Annotated in this window: 19 protein-coding genes; 10 read left to right on the forward strand and 9 right to left on the reverse strand. The window is 59.3% G+C overall.

The genetic code is table 11. The features are described from left to right. Positions 1–132: 132 nt before the first annotated feature. Positions 133–2052 carry a methyl-accepting chemotaxis protein gene (locus tag APH27_RS18260; protein WP_027918394.1) on the forward strand — a complete coding sequence of 640 codons (1920 nt, stop codon included), beginning with the start codon at positions 133–135 and terminating at the stop codon, positions 2050–2052. 69 nt (positions 2053–2121) lie between these two features. On the opposite strand, the gene ggt is transcribed toward APH27_RS18260, so the two are convergent. From ggt to APH27_RS18275, 3 genes are all read right to left on the reverse strand, one after another. Beyond that, entirely contained in the window at positions 2122–3789 is a 1668-nt protein-coding gene (ggt, locus tag APH27_RS18265) for a gamma-glutamyltransferase (protein ID WP_027918393.1), read from the reverse strand. Between the two features lie 117 nt (positions 3790–3906). Then, positions 3907–4803, reverse strand: a complete 897-nt coding sequence (locus tag APH27_RS18270; RefSeq protein ID WP_060485572.1) for a LysR family transcriptional regulator — start codon at positions 4801–4803, stop codon at positions 3907–3909. Positions 4804–4833: 30 nt separating this feature from the next. Continuing rightward, positions 4834–5424: an NAD(P)H-dependent oxidoreductase gene (locus tag APH27_RS18275; protein ID WP_060485573.1), complete on the reverse strand. Its 591-nt coding sequence runs from the start codon at positions 5422–5424 to the stop codon at positions 4834–4836. A gap of 158 nt (positions 5425–5582) precedes the next feature. On the opposite strand from APH27_RS18275, the gene APH27_RS18280 reads away from it, so the two are divergent. Further along, entirely contained in the window at positions 5583–5897 is a 315-nt protein-coding gene (locus tag APH27_RS18280; RefSeq protein WP_027918390.1) for a putative quinol monooxygenase, read from the forward strand. Here the strand turns inward: APH27_RS18280 and APH27_RS18285 are convergent. Further along, a complete protein-coding gene (locus tag APH27_RS18285; protein WP_027918389.1) occupies positions 5887–6651 on the reverse strand; it encodes a sulfite exporter TauE/SafE family protein in 765 nt (254 codons plus the stop codon). The genes APH27_RS18280 and APH27_RS18285 overlap by 11 nt on opposite strands. A gap of 78 nt (positions 6652–6729) precedes the next feature. On the opposite strand from APH27_RS18285, the gene APH27_RS18290 reads away from it, so the two are divergent. Further along, entirely contained in the window at positions 6730–7614 is an 885-nt protein-coding gene (locus APH27_RS18290; protein ID WP_060485574.1) for a LysR substrate-binding domain-containing protein, read from the forward strand. A gap of 110 nt (positions 7615–7724) precedes the next feature. On the opposite strand, the gene APH27_RS18295 is transcribed toward APH27_RS18290, so the two are convergent. The 3 genes from APH27_RS18295 to APH27_RS18305 form a co-directional block, all read right to left on the reverse strand. Continuing rightward, complete coding sequence (locus tag APH27_RS18295; RefSeq protein ID WP_060485575.1) at positions 7725–8132, reverse strand: type II toxin-antitoxin system HicB family antitoxin; 408 nt, start codon at positions 8130–8132, stop codon at positions 7725–7727. Beyond that, positions 8129–8356 carry a type II toxin-antitoxin system HicA family toxin gene (locus tag APH27_RS18300; RefSeq protein ID WP_033696119.1) on the reverse strand — a complete coding sequence of 76 codons (228 nt, stop codon included), beginning with the start codon at positions 8354–8356 and terminating at the stop codon, positions 8129–8131. The genes APH27_RS18295 and APH27_RS18300 overlap by 4 nt, the downstream gene beginning before the upstream one ends. A 173-nt stretch (positions 8357–8529) precedes the next feature. Next, the gene (locus APH27_RS18305) at positions 8530–8805 is read right to left on the reverse strand and encodes a metal/formaldehyde-sensitive transcriptional repressor (protein WP_060485576.1); all 276 of its coding nucleotides are present in this window, start codon (positions 8803–8805) and stop codon (positions 8530–8532) included. Positions 8806–8875: 70 nt separating this feature from the next. Here APH27_RS18305 and dmeF point away from each other — a divergent pair, with 70 nt between their 5' ends. From dmeF to APH27_RS18325, 4 genes are all read left to right on the forward strand, one after another. Then, the gene (gene dmeF / locus APH27_RS18310; RefSeq protein ID WP_060485577.1) at positions 8876–9820 is read left to right on the forward strand and encodes a CDF family Co(II)/Ni(II) efflux transporter DmeF; all 945 of its coding nucleotides are present in this window, start codon (positions 8876–8878) and stop codon (positions 9818–9820) included. Positions 9821–9916: 96 nt separating this feature from the next. Then, complete coding sequence (locus APH27_RS18315) at positions 9917–10261, forward strand: cupin domain-containing protein (protein WP_027918384.1); 345 nt, start codon at positions 9917–9919, stop codon at positions 10259–10261. A 284-nt stretch (positions 10262–10545) separates the two neighbouring features. Then, on the forward strand, positions 10546–11040 hold the full coding sequence (locus tag APH27_RS18320) for a type VI secretion system tube protein Hcp (RefSeq protein WP_256250630.1): 495 nt from the start codon (positions 10546–10548) through the stop codon (positions 11038–11040). A 10-nt stretch (positions 11041–11050) separates the two neighbouring features. Then, positions 11051–12028 carry a hypothetical protein gene (locus tag APH27_RS18325; RefSeq protein WP_060485579.1) on the forward strand — a complete coding sequence of 326 codons (978 nt, stop codon included), beginning with the start codon at positions 11051–11053 and terminating at the stop codon, positions 12026–12028. Between the two features lie 480 nt (positions 12029–12508). Here APH27_RS18325 and mmsB read toward each other — a convergent pair whose 3' ends face one another. Both mmsB and APH27_RS18335 read right to left on the reverse strand, forming a co-directional pair. Beyond that, the gene (gene mmsB / locus APH27_RS18330; RefSeq protein ID WP_060485580.1) at positions 12509–13399 is read right to left on the reverse strand and encodes a 3-hydroxyisobutyrate dehydrogenase; all 891 of its coding nucleotides are present in this window, start codon (positions 13397–13399) and stop codon (positions 12509–12511) included. Positions 13400–13409: 10 nt separating this feature from the next. After that, positions 13410–14936 (reverse strand): CoA-acylating methylmalonate-semialdehyde dehydrogenase, encoded by a 1527-nt coding sequence (locus APH27_RS18335; RefSeq protein ID WP_060485581.1) that lies wholly within the window; start codon positions 14934–14936, stop codon positions 13410–13412. Between the two features lie 132 nt (positions 14937–15068). On the opposite strand from APH27_RS18335, the gene APH27_RS18340 reads away from it, so the two are divergent. The 3 genes from APH27_RS18340 to APH27_RS18350 all read left to right on the forward strand — a co-directional run bounded on the left by APH27_RS18340 (position 15069) and on the right by APH27_RS18350 (position 18311). Next, a complete protein-coding gene (locus APH27_RS18340) occupies positions 15069–16013 on the forward strand; it encodes a LysR family transcriptional regulator (RefSeq protein ID WP_060485582.1) in 945 nt (314 codons plus the stop codon). Positions 16014–16817: 804 nt separating this feature from the next. Next, positions 16818–17459 carry an ATP-dependent Clp protease proteolytic subunit gene (locus tag APH27_RS18345; RefSeq protein ID WP_060485583.1) on the forward strand — a complete coding sequence of 214 codons (642 nt, stop codon included), beginning with the start codon at positions 16818–16820 and terminating at the stop codon, positions 17457–17459. Between the two features lie 63 nt (positions 17460–17522). After that, entirely contained in the window at positions 17523–18311 is a 789-nt protein-coding gene (locus tag APH27_RS18350) for a phage antirepressor KilAC domain-containing protein (protein ID WP_060485584.1), read from the forward strand. The last annotated feature ends 536 nt before the right edge of the window (positions 18312–18847 follow it).

Below are 18847 nucleotides of genomic sequence, written 5' to 3' on the forward strand. Positions count from 1 at the left end.
AAATCAGCTGAAAAAGCGATTCAGCTTTCCCTTCGTCGTGCCGATAACACCTGCACGAATCAGCAGGCCCCAGAACAACAACGCCCTGCGATCGATGATCAAGTGAGCGAATGAATTTTCTGGAGAGCGTGCATGAACAGCTGGTTCGCCAACATCAGCGTCAACCTCAAACTCGGCCTGGGCTTCGGCCTGGTGCTGTTTCTTACCGGCCTGCTGGCCCTGACCGGCTGGACCAGCCTGGGCAGCCTGATCGACCGCAGCAACTGGATGGGCGACATCGGCCAGCTCAACAAGGACCTGACCGACCTGCGCGTAGCGCGCCTGCAATACATGATCGCCAACGGCGATGATGCCGCCGCCGCCAACACACAGGCCAAGCTCGACGCCTTCAGCAAGCAGCAGGAATACCTGGTCAGCACCTTCACCAGCCCGGCCAACGTCGAGCTGCTCAAGGAGCTGGGGCAGACCATCAGCGAATACAAGGTATCGCTGAACAAGATGCGCGCCGGCTACAAGAGTTCGCTGGCCGCCCGCGATGCGATGAACGTGTCGGCGGCCAAGGCCGATGAAGCGATGGAAACGCTCAGCCAGGACGTCATGTCCCGCCCCGAGGCTGACAGCGTGCGCCTGGCCCAGTACCAGCTGATCAGCAAGGCGCGCCAACAACTGTTGCAGGTGCGCGTCGATGTGCGCGGCTACATTGCCGACAACAGCACCGCCAACGAGCAGGCCGCCCTGCGCCAACTGGAAGGTTCGCTGGCCGACATCGACAGCCTCAAGCGCCAGCTACCGGCCGAGGCACCCCGTGTTCAGCAGTTCGAACAGGCGGTACTGGCCTACCGCGATGCCGTGCGCCAGTTCCGCGATGCGGTCGCCGCCATTAACGTAGCCCGTGCGGAAATGACTGTGGAGGGTGCCGACATCGTCAAGCGCAGCGACGCGCTGTACAAGATCCAGATTGACCGCCGCGACGTCGAAAGCGCCCAGGCACGCAGCCTGCAGACCATCGCCACACTGTTGGCGCTGCTGGCTGGCGTGATCGCCGCGGTTGTCATCACCCGCCAGATCACCCGCCCACTGCGCGAGACCTTGCAAGCTGTCGAACGCATCGCCGCTGGCGACCTGACCCACGACCTGCGCGTCACCCGCCGCGACGAGATTGGTGTACTGCAACAAGGCATCGCGCGCATGGGCACCACCCTGCGCGACCTGATCAGCGGCATCCGTGACGGCGTCACCCAGATCGCCAGTGCCGCCGAAGAGCTGTCGGCGGTAACCGAGCAGACCAGCGCTGGCGCCAACAGCCAGAAAGTCGAGACCGACCAGGTGGCCACCGCCATGCACGAAATGGCCGCCACAGTTCAGGAAGTGGCGCGCAACGCTGAGCAAGCGTCGCACGCAGCCACCGGTGCCGACGACGAGGCCCGTGCCGGTGACCGCGTAGTAGGCGAGGCGATCAGCCAGATCGAGCGCCTGGCCGAAGAAGTGCACCGCTCCACCGAGGCCATGAACCTGCTGCAGCAGGAAAGCCAGAAGATCGGCAGCGTGATGGACGTGATCAAGTCGGTCGCCGAGCAGACCAACCTGCTGGCACTGAACGCCGCGATCGAGGCAGCCCGTGCCGGTGAGGCCGGCCGTGGCTTTGCGGTAGTGGCCGATGAAGTGCGTGGCCTGGCCCAGCGCACACAGAAGTCCACCGAAGAGATCGAAGAGCTGGTAGCCAGCCTGCAGCACGGTACCCAGCAAGTGGCCAATGCCATGCAGGGCAGCCGCACGCTGACCGACAGCAGTGTGGAGCTGGCGCGCAAGGCCGGGACTTCGCTGGAGAACATCACCAGCACGGTGTCGAGCATCCAGTCGATGAACCAGCAGATCGCTGCGGCGGCCGAGCAGCAGAGTGCGGTGGCTGAAGAGATCAGCCGCAGCATTCTGAATGTAAGGGATGTATCGGAGCAGACGGCCGCTGCCAGCGACGAGACAGCGGCGTCCAGCGTCGAACTGGCGCGCCTGGGTGGGCATCTGCAGATGTTGGTCAGCCAGTTCCGCGTCTGACCTCAAGAGCACGGGGCCGCTTTGCGGCCCTATCCGACCGGTCCGGCGCCCCGGCAATCTCGAATGTCATTACTTGACGATCATCCCTACCCCACGCCCACGCGGATCCGAAGCGGTCTCAAGCTGCGCCCCATTGACGCGGATCGCCTGGATATCGCCCATCTCCCAACCCTGGTCCTCCAGCACATAGCCCATCTTCTTCAGCTCATCAGCCACTGGCCCGGTCAGCGGCGCATAGCTGTCGAAGTAGATGGTGTCCTTGGGCAGTAATTGATGATGCACACGCTGCGCCGCCACGGCCTTCTCAAGCGGCATGCCGTAGTCGTACAGGTTGTTCATCACCTGGAAGATCGAGGTAAAGATCCGCGACCCGCCCGGGGTGCCGATCACCAGCTCGACCTTACCGTCGCGGGTCATCAGGCTCGGGCTCATCGACGACAGCATGCGCTTGCCCGGTTCGATGGCGTTGGCGTCGCCACCGACCACCCCAAATGCATTCGCTGCGCCCGGTTTGGCGCTGAAGTCGTCCATCTCGTCGTTGAGCAGGAAGCCTGCACCCTTGACCACCACGCCGCTGCCGTAATCGAGGTTGAGGGTGTAGGTGTTGCTGACCGCGTTGCCCTGCTTGTCGACGATCGAGAAGTGCGTGGTCTGGTGCGGTTCCAGCCCTGGCTTGACCTTGTCAGTCTCTGAAATGGCTTTCGGGTTGACCTGCGCAGCACGCTTGGCCAGGTAGTCCTTGGCTACCAGTTGGTCGACCGGCACCTTGGTGAAGGCCGGGTCACCGAGGTAGTCGGCACGGTCGGCGAACACACGTTTTTCGATCTCCGCCAGCAGGTGGATGTACTGCGCCGAGTTATGCGCCACGCCCTTGAAGTCCGCTGCGCGGTCTTCCTTGATGCCCAGCAGCTGGGCCAGGGCCACACCGCCGGAGCTTGGCGGTGGCGCGGTGTAGACCACGTTACCTCGCCAGCTCAGGGCCATTGGCTCGCGCCACACGGCCTTGTAGTCCTTGAGGTCGTCCTTGGTGATCAGGCCCTTGTCGGCCTGCATCTGCGCCACCAGCAGGTCGGCCGTCTTGCCCTGGTAGAACTCGCTCACGCCTTTGTCGGCGATGCGCTCAAGGGTCTGGGCCATTTCCGGCTGCTTGAACAGCTCACCGACCTTCATGTTGCCGAAGTAGTCGTTGAAGTTGGTCGCCGTCTTGAACATGCCTTGGGCATCGTTGCGATACTGGTACTGCTTTTCGGCGACCTTGAAGCCATTCTTCGCATAACCGATGGCCGGGGTCAGCAGCTCGCTCCAGGGCAGCTTGCCGAATTTCTGGTGGGCCTCCCACAGGCCCATCACCGTGCCGGGCACACCCGCGGCACGCACGCCGACCAGGCTCAGGTTTTCGATCACTTCGCCCTTGTCGTCCAGGTACATGTTGCGCGTGGCAGCCTTGGGCGCCACCTCGCGGTAGTCGAGGAAGTACGGCTTGCCGTCGACGAACAGGGTCATGAAGCCACCGCCACCGATGTTGCCCGCCTCGGGGTAGGTCACCGCCAGGGTGAACGCCGTCGCTACCGCAGCATCCACGGCGTTGCCGCCCTTCTTGAGAATGTCGGCGGCTACCTGTGCACCATATTGATCGGGCGCAGCTACGGCGCCACCTTCCAACGTGGCGGCATAAGTCGAGGAACAGCTCAGGATCGCGGCTGCCAGAGCCAGGTACTGAAACGGGACAATACGCATGACACTTCCTTGGTGTTGTTTTTGTTGAGCAGTCAGTAAGGCCGAAGCGTTTCGACTGTGCAATCAAACAGAGGACGTTTCGCCGCCTGTGGACAGTAACTGTCGCGTTCAGGCAACTCAGCAGGCGTACATCGCCAGCTTGCGCTGGATGAAGTCGAGGAAGCACTGGATACGCAGGGCCAACTGCGTGTTGCGGTAATACACCGCGTGGATCGGCTGGCGGTAGCTGTTGCTGGCCTCGCTCAACAGCACCTTGAGGCGGCCGGCGCGGATGTCCTCGTGGGTCATGAAGTGCGACAGCGCAACGATGCCCTCCCCGGCCAGCGCCAATTGGCGCAGGGTCTCGCCGCTGGAGGCGATCAATGCCGGGCGGATGCTCCAGCGGTCACCCTGAGCATGACGCAGCGGCCACTGGTTGAGCGACTCAGGTTGGCTGAAGCCGAGCAGGCAATGGTTGTTCAGGTCCTCGACCTTCTCCGGTGTGCCGTGTTGCTCCAGGTATTCCGGGCTCGCCAGCACCTGTACTGGGCTGCAGCCAAGCGAGCGGGCATGCAGGCTGGAGTCGGCGAGATCACCAATGCGGATGGCCACATCGGTACTCTGCTCCAGCAGGTCGATGATCAGGTCGTCGGTGTTGAGCTCCAGCTCGATGCCGGGGTACTGGCGACGGAACTCGCCGATCCACGGCAGGATGGCGTGCAGCATGAACGGCGCGGCGGCGTTGATGCGCAAACGCCCGGATGGGGTCTGGCGGTTCATCGACAGGCGCTCTTCCATCTCGTCCATCTGTTCCAGCACCCGGCGCGAACGTTCGAGGAAGAAGCGGCCTTCTTCGGTGAGGTCCATGCGCCGGGTGGTGCGGTTGACCAGGGTGGTGCCGAGTTTGGCCTCCAGGCGCGACAGCGTGCGGCTGACCGCCGATGGGGTCTGGCCCATCTGCTCGGCGGCAGCGGAGATCGAACCGCAATCAATGACGGCGACGAATACCTGGAGTTCTTCGGATCGGGTTTTCACGTGAGCGCCTGTGCGTGAACCATGCAGGGATTAGATAGCCTTGCCGAACACGTTGTCCAGATGCGCCTCATAAGCCGCCAACGCCGCCGGTACATCCGGGCGCTTCATTACATCCACCGCCAGGAAGGTGGGCAGGCCGGTCATGCCCAGGAACTGGTTGGCCTTGTGGAACGGGAAGTACACCGCATCCACACCTTTGCCCTCGAAGAAGTCGGTCGGGTCATCGAACGCCTGCTGCGGTGCATTCCAGGTCAGCGACAGCATGTACTGCTTGCCGTGCACCAGGCCACCGCTGCCGTACTTCTGCGAGTGGTCGGAACGGGTACGGCCGTCGTTGGCATAAAGGCTGCCGTGGCCGGCGGTGAAAACTTCGTCGATGTACTTCTTCACGGACCACGGCGCGCCCATCCACCAGCCCGGCATCTGGTAGATGATCACATCGGCCCAGAGGAATTTCTCCACTTCGGCCTGGACGTCGTAGCCCCCGTCGATGAAGGTCTGCTGTACATCGAAACCGGCACGGTCCAGGTGGGCCAGCGCGGCGTCGTGCAGGGTCAGGTTGAGACGGCCGTCGGAGTGGGCAAACTGTTTGCCGCCGTTGAGCAGTAGGATGTTTTTCATGCTGGGCCTCGGGTCATAAAGGAATGACCGGCACCTTAATGGCTCGCGAGCGCGGGATACAGCAGGCGCGCGGCAAAATACAATTGATCTCAAGTCAAGAATTCGATACGCATTATTGCCGTAGAATCGATTCATCAATCACTTGGGAGCACCGATCCATGAGCGAGCAGCACGCGTTCATCCTCAAGGCCAAGACCCGCCCGGAAATGGCCGAAGCCTTCGAAACCCTGTTCCGCGCCTACGTCGAGCCAAGCCGCCAGGAACCTGGCTGCATCGAATACCACATGCTGCGCGACCAGCAGGACCCGAGCCTGTTCGTGTTCTATGAGGTGTGGGCCGACAAGGCGGCGCTGGACGTGCATTCGGCACTGCCGCATATGGTCGAGTTCTTCGAAAAGCGCATGGACTACCTTGAGCGCGATTTCGACATCCAGCCGATCGTGATGCTCAGCGCCTCATCCGCTAACCGTTGATCAGCAAATGGCCGCCCAGCGCGGCCAGCCCGATGAAGAAGCAGCGCTTGAACAGCGCTGCACTGATGCGTTGGCGCAGCCACTGCCCGGCAAGCATGCCCAGCAGCGCCGGCGCCAGCATCAGCAGCGAAGCACCCAGCGCTTGCCCACCCAGCGCATCCTGCCCGGCCAGGCCACCGGCCAGGGCGAGGGTCGAGACCGTGAATGACAGGCCCAGCGCCTGAATCATCTCGTCGCGGCTAAGGCCCAGGCTCTGCAGGTAAGGCACCGCAGGCATCACGAATACGCCAGTGGCCGCAGTGACCAGGCCTGTCACTAGCCCGCAAATCGGGCCCAACCACCCTTCCCGCTCCGGTGCCACGCGCAAGGCCGGGCCTGCCAGCCCGTACAGCGCATAGATCACCAGCGCCGCCCCCAGCGCATGCACTGCCCACGGCCCGCTGTTGATACCCAGCCAGGCACTGCCAAGCAACGTGCCGACGAAAATCATCACCAGCATCGGCCCGAGCCTTCGCAACAGCGCCGGCAGATGCCCACCGGCAGCGAGCTGCCAGAGGTTGGTGAGCGTAGAGGGAACGATCAACAGCGCTGCAGCCTGCGCCGGTGACATAGCCAGCCCCAGCAGGCCCATGGCGATGGTCGGCAGGCCGAGGCCGATCACACCTTTGACGGCACCAGCCAGCAGGAAGGTGATGACCACCAGCAGCGTCAATGCCGGGCCGATGTTCTGGTAGAAAGCGATCAAGGTATCCATGGGCACCATGATGGCGCGCAGCGATTGAACTGAAAATCTGCCCTATACTCAGCCAGACTCTCGCCAGGACAGAGGCAGATGCATTTCGACCTGATCGACCTCCGGCTTTTCCAGCACACCGCCGAGTGCGGCAACATCACCGCCGGCGCCCGCCGCAGCCATCTGTCGCTGCCTGCGGCCAGTGCACGCATCCGCGCCATGGAGGCCTCGCTCGGCATACCCTTGCTTGAGCGCAATCGCCGTGGCGTGCAGCCGACGCCCGCCGGGCAGGCGCTGTTGCAACATGCGCGGCAGATCGGCCAGCAGGTCGAGCGCCTGCAGTTCGACCTGGCCCACTATGCCAGGGGCCAGCAAGGGCAGGTGCGGCTGCTGTGCAACACCGCTGCGTTGACCGAGTACTTGCCGGAGCTGCTGGCCAGCTACCTTGCCGACAACCCTGGGGTCGGCATCGACGTGCAAGAGCTGCCGAGCCTGCGTATCGTGCAGTCGATAACCCAGGGCATGGCTGATCTGGGCATCATTTCCACCGCAGCGCCCAGCGCGCATCTGCAGACCTTGCCATTTCGCGATGATCCGCTGGTGCTGGTAACGCCGCTGAGTCACCCCCTCGCCGCGGAGCCCGCACCGAGCTTCGTCGACTGCCTTGCCCATGGTCATGTCGGCCTGGGGGCGAACAGTGCCTTGGCGTTGTACCTGGAAGAACAGGCTCTGCGCGAAGGCCAGCGCATGCAGGTACGGGTGCGGGCCGAAGGGTTTGACGGGGTAATTCGCATGGTCGCCGGTGGCGCCGGTATCGGCGTGGTGCCGCTGGCATCGGTGCAGCGCTGGCAGGGGGTGCTGCCGATGCACTGGGTGGCGCTGCGTGAGGACTGGGCCACCCGGCGGTTGCTGTTGTGCGCGCGGGATTTCGCCGGGTTACCAGGCTATTCGGCAGGGTTGGTCGAGCGATTGATCAAGGCCTGAAGGTTCGTCGTCGCCTGTACTCGTGCATTCGCGGGTGAACCCGCTCCCACAGGGATTGCGCTGACCTTGCATCCGGCATGATTCCCGCACTGGTTGCAATACGAATTCGTTCAGTGTGCGAGCGCCAGTTCTCTTAGAGCGGCCGACGCGAGAAATCCAGAACGAGAAGCATACCGATGGTCACGCTTCACTTTTTCATCGATCCGCTGAAGGAGGTTTTCCGGCAATGTTGCGTTGAACCGCACGGCCTTCCCCAAGTAAGGCGTGACATCGAAATCAACGACAGCCCAGACCCCGCCAGCATAATCGGAATTCGCCACATGGACGTCGACTTCCTGCGCTTGAGGAAGCGCTTCGTTATCAGCAACCAATCCCTCAAAATGCAGCGCTAGCGCCTCTTGAACGTTCTCCAGTGCTTGGGCGACAGTCGAGCCCGCAGAGAAGCAACCAGGCACGTCGGGAACGGTCACGCCATAATCCGAATCAGCGTCCTTGTGCAATACGACCGGGAATTTCATTGCGCGTCTCCACTGATGTTCGAGCTATCGAAGCCACTGGACTGCTTCAAGCCAGCTTGCTTCAGGATGCTGTGTACGGTGCCTTTAGGAAGATCGCTCTTGGGATGAGGTACTGTCACCCTCCCCTTCTTCATCGGGTGCCTGAACTGGTGATGGCTGCCCTTGACCTCGACCTCGTACCACCCGTCCGCCTCAATGAGCTGGATCACTTCACGACTGCGCATACGCCCTTCCTTCGGCAGTCGATGTGTATGATACACACCGATTTGACCAAAACGAAGCGCAGTACACATCATGCACACTTCAGGCGACCAGCGGATGGTTCAGGCCACCAAGTAGGTCTCTACTTATAGCCCTGTAGGAAAATTGCATTCCTACCGTATACCCCCTAGGGGTATCACTTTAGATAAGACCGCAGCAACGCCGCCACCTTGTCCGCCTCTTCCTGCCGTTCCTCAGTACTCAGCCCTTCCGCCACCAGGTGCTCGCGGATGTGCCCTTCCATCACTTCGGTCATCAGCCCGTTCACCGCACCACGCACGGCGGCGATCTGCTGGAGGATCGCCAGGCAGTCCTTGTCCTGCTCCAGCGCGGTTTCCAGGGCGGCAGCCTGGCCTTTGATCTTGCGCACGCGGGTGAGCAGCTGCTTCTTGCTCTTGATCGTATGTGCCATTCGCTTTCACACCATGCTAGGTATACTGGGGTATAGTATATTTCTCGACATTCCGGGAGCATGATAAACCATGGCGACGCAAACCTCAGGCCGCTGGCAGCACAGCCACCAGTTCCACACCAGCAACCTCGGCGCCGAGCGCAAGACACGCCTGGCCGTGTGGCTGACGGCGATCATGATGGTGACGGAAATCGCCGGTGGCTGGTTCTTCAACTCCATGGCGCTGCTGGCCGACGGCTGGCACATGAGCTCGCATGCCCTGGCACTGGGTCTGTCGCTGCTGGCCTACGCTGCCGCCCGTCGTTATGCCAAGGACCAACGCTTCGCCTTCGGCACCTGGAAGATCGAGATCCTAGGCGGCTACTCCAGCGCCCTGCTGCTGCTCGGCGTGGCCGGGCTGATGGCCTTCCAGTCAGCCGAACGCCTGCTGACGCCGGGGCCGATCCACTATGACGAGGCAATCTTCATCGCGGTCATCGGTCTGGCCGTAAACCTGATCTGCGCCTGGCTGCTGCGCGACGATCACGATCATCAGCACCATGGCCATGGCCATGACCATGACCATCATCACGACCATGGCCATTACCACCACGACCTGAACCTGCGCTCGGCCTACCTGCACGTGATCGCCGATGCCGCAACGTCGGTACTGGCGATCATCGCCCTTCTAGCCGGCAAGTTCTGGGGCGCCAGCTGGCTCGACCCGGTGATGGGCCTGGTCGGTGCGTTGCTGGTGGCGCTCTGGGCTCGCGGCCTGCTGCGCGATACCGGCCGCGTCCTGCTGGATGCCGAGATGGATGCGCCAGTGGTCGAGGAGATTCGCGAGGTGGTCGCCGAGCTGCCTGTGCCTGCCACCCTCACCGACCTGCACGTGTGGCGAGTGGGCAAGGACCAGTACGCCTGCATCCTCAGCCTGGCCACCCAGGCAGCGTTGAGCGCCGACAGTGTTCGCCAGGCACTGGGCGTGCATGAGGAACTGGCCCACATCACCGTCGAGGTCAACGCCCTGGCATAGCGCGGGCAGGCAGCTGGACGTCGAGCCCAGGCAACTGCGACTCGTCCGTAGGCCCTATGGTGACCAGTCATTCAGCCAGTCACCAGGAGTTGTGCCATGTCCGATTTCATCACCGTCCTGCGCGAAACCTGCCCGACGCCGGTCGTGGACGCCACCAAGTGGAAGCGCATCGGCGGCGATCCACACACCGTCAACCTCAATGCCTACCTGTCGGCTGACGGCAGCAAGATCATGGGTACCTGGATCTGCACCCCGGGCAAGTTCGAGGTCAACTACGAGAAGTGGGAGTTCTGCCACTTCCTCGATGGCTACTGCATCATCACCCCGGAAGGCGAAGCGCCGAAGCACCTGAAAGCGGGTGATGTATTCGTGATCGAACCGGGGATGAAAGGTACCTGGGAAGTGGTCGAGACCGTGCGCAAGTACTTCGTCTTTGCCTGATTTTTTGCCAGAGTAATGCAGGCCCTGTGGATAACACGAAACTTCCTACAGGGCCATCACTGAGTTGAACCTCGCATAAATAGCAAATCAACCATTAATCCATTGAACCTCAGCAACAGCTTCTGACATATACCCTCAGCTTAAATCCCTCTACTTGTAGTCCCTTTCTGAATTGCTCCACACCGCCCCTTAGCGTATTGCCCTCGCACGCTCCCAGACCTAGCCTGCACTGATCGCCCAAGTCAGCGGGCAATATTCCCTGTTCAAAACAATGTCAAGGAGAGATAAGCATGGCATTCGACGCCTACATTCAGATCGACAGTATTCCAGGAGAAGCGCTGGACGAAAAATACAGTAAATGGATTGAAGTGCTGGGCTACGACTTTGGTGTCAGCCAAAGTACATCTGCCACAGCCAGTTCCGCAGGTGGCGCAACATCGGGCAGGACCTCCGTCACCAACTTCACTTTCACCAAGTACCTCGACAGTGCCAGTTGCAAACTGATGGAAGCCAGTTGCACAGGCCAGCATCTGAAAGAAGTGAAGCTCGCCCTTTGCCGTGCTGGTGGTGACAAGCTCAGGTACTTCGAGATCATCCTTGAAGAAGTGATCATCGCAGAGTATTCGCAGAGCGTGGACACGGGGGTACCAGTAGAAGTGGTGCAGCTCAATTACGGCCGGATCAAGACCACTTACACCCAGCAGCGCCGCCACGACGGCAGTGGCGGCGGTAGTATCGCCGGGGGCTGGGACCGTATCGGCAACAGAAAATACGCGTGAGGGTGCTGCCATGTCTGAAGCTCGCGCGTACCTCAACCTCAAGCTGCAAAATTATCACAGGCTGAAATCCGACCTGGCGCTGACCGGTCATTCCCTGGAAAAGTTTGATGTGCTGAATTCACACATCGCCAATACGGTGGTCCGTAGCGGTGAACTTATCATCATCGGCGACCCCACCACGGCCTCCTGCACCAGCCAGGAAGCTTGGATGATGAGGCAGGCGACAATTGCGCACATTGGGCTGATGCGCAATGGCCAAGGTGTGGATAACTTTTTCCTCGATAATTTCGAGACTTTGAAAAGCCTGATCGCGCATGCGTCCGTGGGCGCTGGAGTGGTCAGTGAAGGGTGGAGCAAGCACCTGAAAGCGATCGAAGCCACCTTGATGGAAATCGAGAAGTTGCATCAACGGCATCTCGGGTCAGGAACGATGGCGGCCCGCGATCAGTTCTATGCAAAGCGTTCGGCCTTGTTCATGAAGTTGGATCAGCAGTTGAACAAGCTGGCTGCGTACGGTTCCGGTCTAAGGAACAAAAGCTCGATCAAAAGGACGCTAGGGATATCCACAAAGAGTTATTTACATACAGGCGAGATTGCCGGATACGCCAACAAAGTATCAGGGGTGGCGACAGCTGCTAACTTGATAAAGAAAGGAACGTATGTCGGAATTGCGTTAGATGTCGCTGCTACCGGACTGGAGATACATAAAGCCTGTACGCTCGGACGCAAGGACGAATGCAAAAAGGCGCAGTATGTCGAGGTTAGTTCATTAACCTTGGGCTTGGTTGGTACTGCTGCTGGGGCATCCAGTGGCAAGCTTCTTCTTGGTGCTGCTTGCAGCGTGGTGTTTGGCGTAGCGACAGGTGGAACCGGAGCACTCGCTTGTGGGATATTCGGGGGTACCGTGGGGGGAATGGCAGGCGGAAAACTTGGGAATGAAGCAGGCGCCTGGGCTGGGGAACTTCTATACGAGGCAGTAGAAAAATGACAATCATGCACTGGATTTTTTTAGTCTACAGCATGACAGTTACAACTTTACTTTTCTTGAACCTGGCATTAACAATCTATATTGCTCATCGCAAAATTGATTACATTGAAGGATTTCTATTAAATTGTAACGCAATAACCGGCGAAAAAAAACTCTGGCTACATGCTGGCTTGATGGGAAAAATCTTTCGACTAACGCATATATCATTCATTCTGCTCACTCCTAAAATTTATGCACGAAAAAACCTCATTGACATCAATGAAATAAACAATCTTCCTTCAAGAGTCAAGAGCCTACTAATCTTCATAGGCGCCTCGCTTTTGATATTGTCTATCGCTTTTTTTGGTTTGGGAGTTTTCATGCATTACTTACCCCCCTTACCTAAATAATGCTCAAAAAACATCGCGGGGCGGGTGCCCTCCCCTCTGGTGCGCAGTTACAGAGGGAAGGCCGCCCGGCCCGCGATAAAGTCCTCGCTCGTCAATCCTTCTTGAGGTAACCCTCGACGATCGCCGAGAAGTCCTTGCCGCCATCACCGCGCAGGCTCATCGCCTGATACAGCTGCTGGGCCACGGCACCCAAAATCACCGGCTGGTGCGCCTGACGCGCAGCCTCGGTGGCCAGCCCCAGGTCCTTGAGCATCAGTTCGGCGCCAAACCCACCGGTGTAGCCACGCGAGGCGGGGGCAGTTTCGATGATGCCCGGCCACGGGTTGTAGGTGTCGGAACTCCAGCAGCGCCCGGTCGAGCTGTTGATGATCCCCGCCAGCACCTTGGTATCGATGCCCAGCGCATTGCCCAGGGCCATGGCCTCGGACACGCCGACCATCGAGATGCCCAGCAGCAGGTTGTTGCAGATCTTGGCGATCTGCCCGGTACCCACTTCACCACAGTGCACGATGTTGCGGCCCATCTGCTTGAGCACCGGCTCGAGGGTGGCGAAGAGTTCGTTGCTGGCACCGACCATGAAGGTCAGCGTGCCCGCCGCCGCGCCGCCGGTACCACCGGACACTGGCGCATCACCCATGTCCACACCCTTGGCCGCAGCGGCCTTGGACACATCACGCGCAGTTTGCGGGTCGATGGTGCTGCAATCCAGGGTTGGCGTGCCCGCGCGAATGCCCGCCAGCACACCATCGTCTTCGTTGAGGTACACGGCGCGCACATGGGCCGCCGCTGGCAGCATGGTGATCACCAGCTCGCTGCTGGCCGCCGCGTCCCGGGGCGAGGCGCTAACCTGCCCGCCCAGCTCGGCAAGCTCGGCCAGCACGGCCTTGTTCAGATCGAACAGGTTCAGCTGGTGGCCGGCCTTGATCAGGTTGCGGGCCATGGGTGCGCCCATGTTGCCCAGACCGATGAATGCGATACGCATGGCTTACTCCTTAGCGCAGGCTGATGGTGGTGTTCACACCGTCATTGACGCTGTCGTCATCGAACCAGCGGGCGGTGACCGTCTTGGTCTGAGTGTAGAACTGCACCACTTGCTTGCCGTACGGGCCGAGGTCGCCGAGCTTGGAGCCGCGGGAGCCTGTGAAGCTAAAGAACGGCACCGGTACCGGGATCGGGATGTTGATGCCGACCTGGCCAATGTCGATCTCGCTCTGGAACTTGCGCGCCGCCGCGCCGCTTTGGGTGAACAGGCCGGTGCCATTGCCGAAGGGGTTGGCGTTGACCAGGGCGATGGCTTCGTCGAGGGTGTCGACTTCCAGGGTCACCAGCACCGGGCCGAAGATTTCCTGGGTGTACACCTGCATGTCGGTCTTCACCCCGGAGAACAGGGTCGGGCCGACGAAGTTGCCTTGCTCGTAACCCGGCACCTTCACGCCACGGCCATCGAGTTCGAGTTTGGCGCCTTCCTGGATACCGCTTTCGATCAGGCCCAGCACACGCTCCTTGGCACGCTTGGAAACCACCGGGCCGACATCGGTGCCCGGTTCGCAACCGGCGTTGACCTTAAGCTTGCTTGCTGCGTCCTTGATGTCCGGCAGCCAATCACGCGCCTTGCCCACCAGCACTGCCACCGAAGTGGCCATGCAGCGCTGGCCGGCTGCGCCAAAGGCGGCACCGACCAGGGCGTTGACGGTTTGCGTGCGGTTGGCGTCAGGCAGCACCACTGCGTGGTTCTTCGCGCCCATCATCGACTGCACACGCTTGCCGTGCTGGCTGGCCAGGTTGTACACGTGGGTACCGACTTCAGTGGAGCCAACGAAGGAAATCGCCTTGATGTCCTGATGGGTGCAGATCGCATCCACCACTTGCTTGCCACCGTGTACCACGTTGAGCACGCCCGCCGGCACACCGGCTTCCAGCGCCAGCTCCACCAGCAGCATGGTCGACAGCGGGTCTTGCTCGGAAGGTTTGAGGACGAAGGTGTTGCCGCAAACGATGGCCATCGGGAACATCCACAGCGGGATCATCGCCGGGAAGTTGAACGGAGTAATGCCAGCGCACACGCCGATCGGCTGGCGCAGGGTGTAGGTATCAACGCCACCGGCGACGTTCTCGGCAAATTCGCCCATCTGCAGGGTGCCGATGGAGGCCGCGTGCTCGACCACCTCCAGGCCGCGGAAGATGTCGCCTTCGGCGTCGGCAAGGGTCTTGCCCTGCTCGGCGCTGAGCACCTGGGCGATGCGCTTGGTGTGTTCGCGGATCAGCGCCTGCAGCTTGAGCATGATGCGCATGCGTGCACCGATCGGGGTGTCACGCCAGGTCTTGAAGGCGCGCTGGCCTGCAGCCACGGCGGCGTCCACTTCTTCGACGGTGGCGAACGGTACCCGCGCCAGCACCTCTTGGGTGGCGGGGTTGACGATATCGCGCCATTCGCTGGTTTTCGACTCGACCCACTGGCCGTCGATCAGCAGCTTGACCTGCTCGACCTTGGTCTTGTCAGGGGATTGTGGTGCGTTCATCTGCGTTCTCCTTGGAATTATTGTCAGGACGAGATCGCCAGCGCCGGGCAAACACAAGGTGGCGCCTTGGGGCTTTTTTCGAGTATAGATGTGCAAACATCCAACAAGAACGCACAAAAAAACCGGATCAACATGCAAAAAGACCTGACCTCCCTCAGTTCGCTGAACTGGGACGACCTGAAGTTCTTCCTTGAAGTAGCGCGCACGCGCAGAGCCAGCAGCGCGGCCAAACGCCTGGCCGTCGACTACACCACGGTGTCGCGACGCATCAGTTCGCTGGAGGGGGCGTTGGGTACGCTGCTGTTCGAGAAGTCACGCACCAACGGCTTCGTCCTGACTGCCGAAGGGCAGCGCCTGCTGGGCTATGCGGAGTCGATCGAGAGCACCTTGCACATGGCCTGCGAGCAGGTCTCAGGCTCCGGCGTGGCGCTGTCGGGGCATGTGCGCATGGGTTGCACCGAGGGCTTCGGCAGTTTCTTCGTCACCCCGCAACTGAGCCATTTCGTCGATGCCTACCCGGCGATTTCGGTGGATATCTTGCCGCTGCCGCACTTCATCAGCCTGTCCAAGCGCGAGGCGGACATCGTCATCGCCCTGGAGCGGCCCGAGCATGGGCCTTATGTGTGCTGCAAGCTGTGCGACTACCGGCTGCGGCTGTATGCGACCCAGGGCTACCTCGACAGCCATGCGCCGATTCGCCAGGTGAGCGACCTGGTGGGGCATCCGTTCATCAGCTATGTGGATGACCTGGCGTTCAGTTCGGAACTGCTGTACCTGGCCAACCTGATCCCCCATGCCAATGCACATTTGCGCAGCACCAGTGTCATCGCCCAGTACACGGCGGCGTTGCAGGGGCGTGGCTTGGCGATATTGCCCTGCTTTTTGGCAGCGCAGGACCCGCGCCTGGTGACGGTGCTGCCGGAGGAGATCGAGGTGACGCGGCAATTCTGGATGTACTGCCGGGAGGATCTGCGCAAGTTGAAGCGCATTACCTTGCTGTGGGATTACATTCGCGGGGTGACTGAGGCGAATGCACCCTTGCTGATGGGTGAGACGCGCGAGATACGCTTTGCGTAGCCGGGATCGACAAGGAGTAAGGGTGTCTCATCCTACTCACCGCAACAGGTCCATGGCAACGATTTGTGACAGGGGTTGTGACAGGGGTTGCGACAGCATTTGTGACACTTCGGAACGGCCCCTCCCACACAGGTAGCAGCGTGAACTCGAACACCAGCAGTCTTCGCGTGCTTCATCTGCATCCTGCCCTGCTTGACTTGGGCAGGCTTCAGGACGTCGAGTCAGTCAGGACCAATGGCGCTTTCTTTCAAGAAACCTGTTGACAGGCCGGAATAACCCACGTAATGTGCCGCTCATCGCCAAGTCAACGGTGATCTATCAGGCCCGCACTGGCCAACTGCAACACCAACCTCCCTGCAGATTCGTCGGAACGATGAATGGTTAGCACGGAGGTTTTGTCGTGCCCGAGATTTAACCATCTCAGCCGCATCAGCCCTAGTTTAAATTATTCGAGCAACTGCCATGCCTTGATCGCAAGATAATTCCGTGCCCGTAAAACGCCGTAAACCACCACTAGAGAACAACTATATGACCTAAGAGAAAAGCCCAGCATATCTGGCTTAGTATAGAGCCAGTACCCCAACTCGGTCCACTTACACTATAAATCCGACGAGACCCACAGTTTACGTTACGGCACTCTATTGCCTAAAAAACGCCCACAGGACAGATAAATGAACTAACTTAGCACTAGACATTTACCTCAGCGTCACCAAACCTTGATTAATAGGTGCATGCACTCGCACTAGCTCTTAACTTCGAGCGACGGCCACCTATTACCTGAAATCCGTAAAGGAAGATAACCAGATGAAACACAACACCAACAACGACCACGTAGAACTCGAAAGCATTTACCGCCCGAAGAACATCCTTGCCAAGCAGCGAGCTTCAACGCAATACGTCATCCCGCTCACCGGCCCCATCGGGGAAATCCACGAGTATGGCGAGTTCGTGAGCATCCTTGCCCATGCGGGAGAGGAAGACCAAGTATATATCCAACTCTCATCACCTGGCGGAAGCCTGGATACTTGCGACTATCTCTGCCGCCGAATGGATGAATGCGAAGCCCACATCACTGTAGAGATTGGCATGACTTGCGCCTCAGCTGCGTCTGCCATAGCCCTACAAGCCGATGAATGGGTAATTTACGACAGTAGCACCATGATGGTTCATGCCTGCTCCTACTCCCCAGGCTACGGCAAAGAGTCGGACATCCGGTCGAGAGTGGAATACACGGAGCGACTCAACCGGGAATGGCTCGAACGGACATACCAAGGTTTTCTCTGGGAAGATGAAATGATCGAAGCCTTAGACTACGGCAAAGACTTGTACCTCTTTGCAGATGATCTGCGGGAACGCATGCCGCTACTGAAGGAATACCGCAAGACCTCTAAAGCCCGGAAGATTGAAGAGATCTTGCAGTATTGGGAACAACAGCAAGCAGCCTAACAGCAGCACAAGGAAACATGTCAGCCCTAGCTGACTTTTAAGTAAAAAGGAACGCAATATAAAATGAGCAACGTAATCAGCATCACAGACTATCAGACCACAACAGTTCTCATCGGCGACATTGTGGTACGGCGAGACCATGAAGGACGATATTGCCTAAACGACTTCCATAAGGCTGCTGGCGGTGAACCCCGCCACAAACCGACACTATGGGTACGCCAAGCAGAAGAGCTAATCAGCGAGTTAGCTAAAGGTACAGAATCGTACCCTTTGCAAACCAAGCCCGGTCGCAATGGCGGTACCTATGTAGCAAAAGAACTAGTGTACGACTACGCAATGTGGATCAGCCCCGAGTATAACTTGAAGGTAATCCGGGCGTATGACCTCCTTGCGATAAACGGCGTAGCAGTACATGAGAATGCTGCCCAATACGTGCTGGACAATCCAGGCACCTACCTGGAAACTATCATTGAACAAGCTCACTGCATGGCAGGTAACTACGCACAGTTGATCCACAAAGTCGAGAGGGACGCACCAAAGGTTGAGTACCATGACGCAGTTGCAGGCTCTTCTAACTTGCAGACGGTAAGTGAGGTAGCTAAGAAGTATGGCATTGGTCGTAACACACTTTTCAAACTATTACGACACAGCAACGTATTGATGGCAGACAGGCATCACTCGCCTTACCAGCGGCACATCAACTCGGGACACTTCGTGGTTGTCGGAAAGGTACATATCACCGCTAGCGGTATTCACCGAACCAATAAGACCATGGTAACCGGTAAAGGTGAAATTTACATCGGCAAGTTGCTTCGCCGAGCAGGACTGCCGCTGAACAAACTCGCCGCCTAACAGAAGCCAACTGAGATTTTATCAAGTAAGGCCGAGCATGACAGACACCAAGTTTATTCTAGGCACCTTGGCACATGTTTGAAAATGGCTAGCGTCGCGAAGCTAGCCATCTTACGCTCTTACTCTCGAAACCCAACGCTACACACTCAAATCGCATACAAGGAAGTGACCCAATCAATACATACATCAACCCCAATCCACAAACCACCCGCTCTCTTGATCTACTCCGCAGCAAGGTGGCAGAAGCTCGTACTAGAATAATCGAAGGATACATATACGACACCGCAACCGGAGAGTGCTACGGTGGATACACCATCACTCCTTATGTAATAAAGCCAACTCATTACAGTGCAGGCACACCGGCAAGGCTAGGTGAAAACTGGTTCTCAGAACACGATGGCACTGTCTCACCGCTGGCACCTTTCAACAATTTGCACAACTCAACTAAGCTCGCCCCAGTTTTCGATCTATTCCCTCAGGGAGAAGTGGTAGAAACCAGGCCTAGTTCCACTCGCGGCCCGAAGCCACAAGTTATA

It is taken from the genome of Pseudomonas sp. NBRC 111123, assembly GCF_001320205.1.
GTDB classification, from domain to species: Bacteria; Pseudomonadota; Gammaproteobacteria; order Pseudomonadales; family Pseudomonadaceae; genus Aquipseudomonas; species Aquipseudomonas putida_J.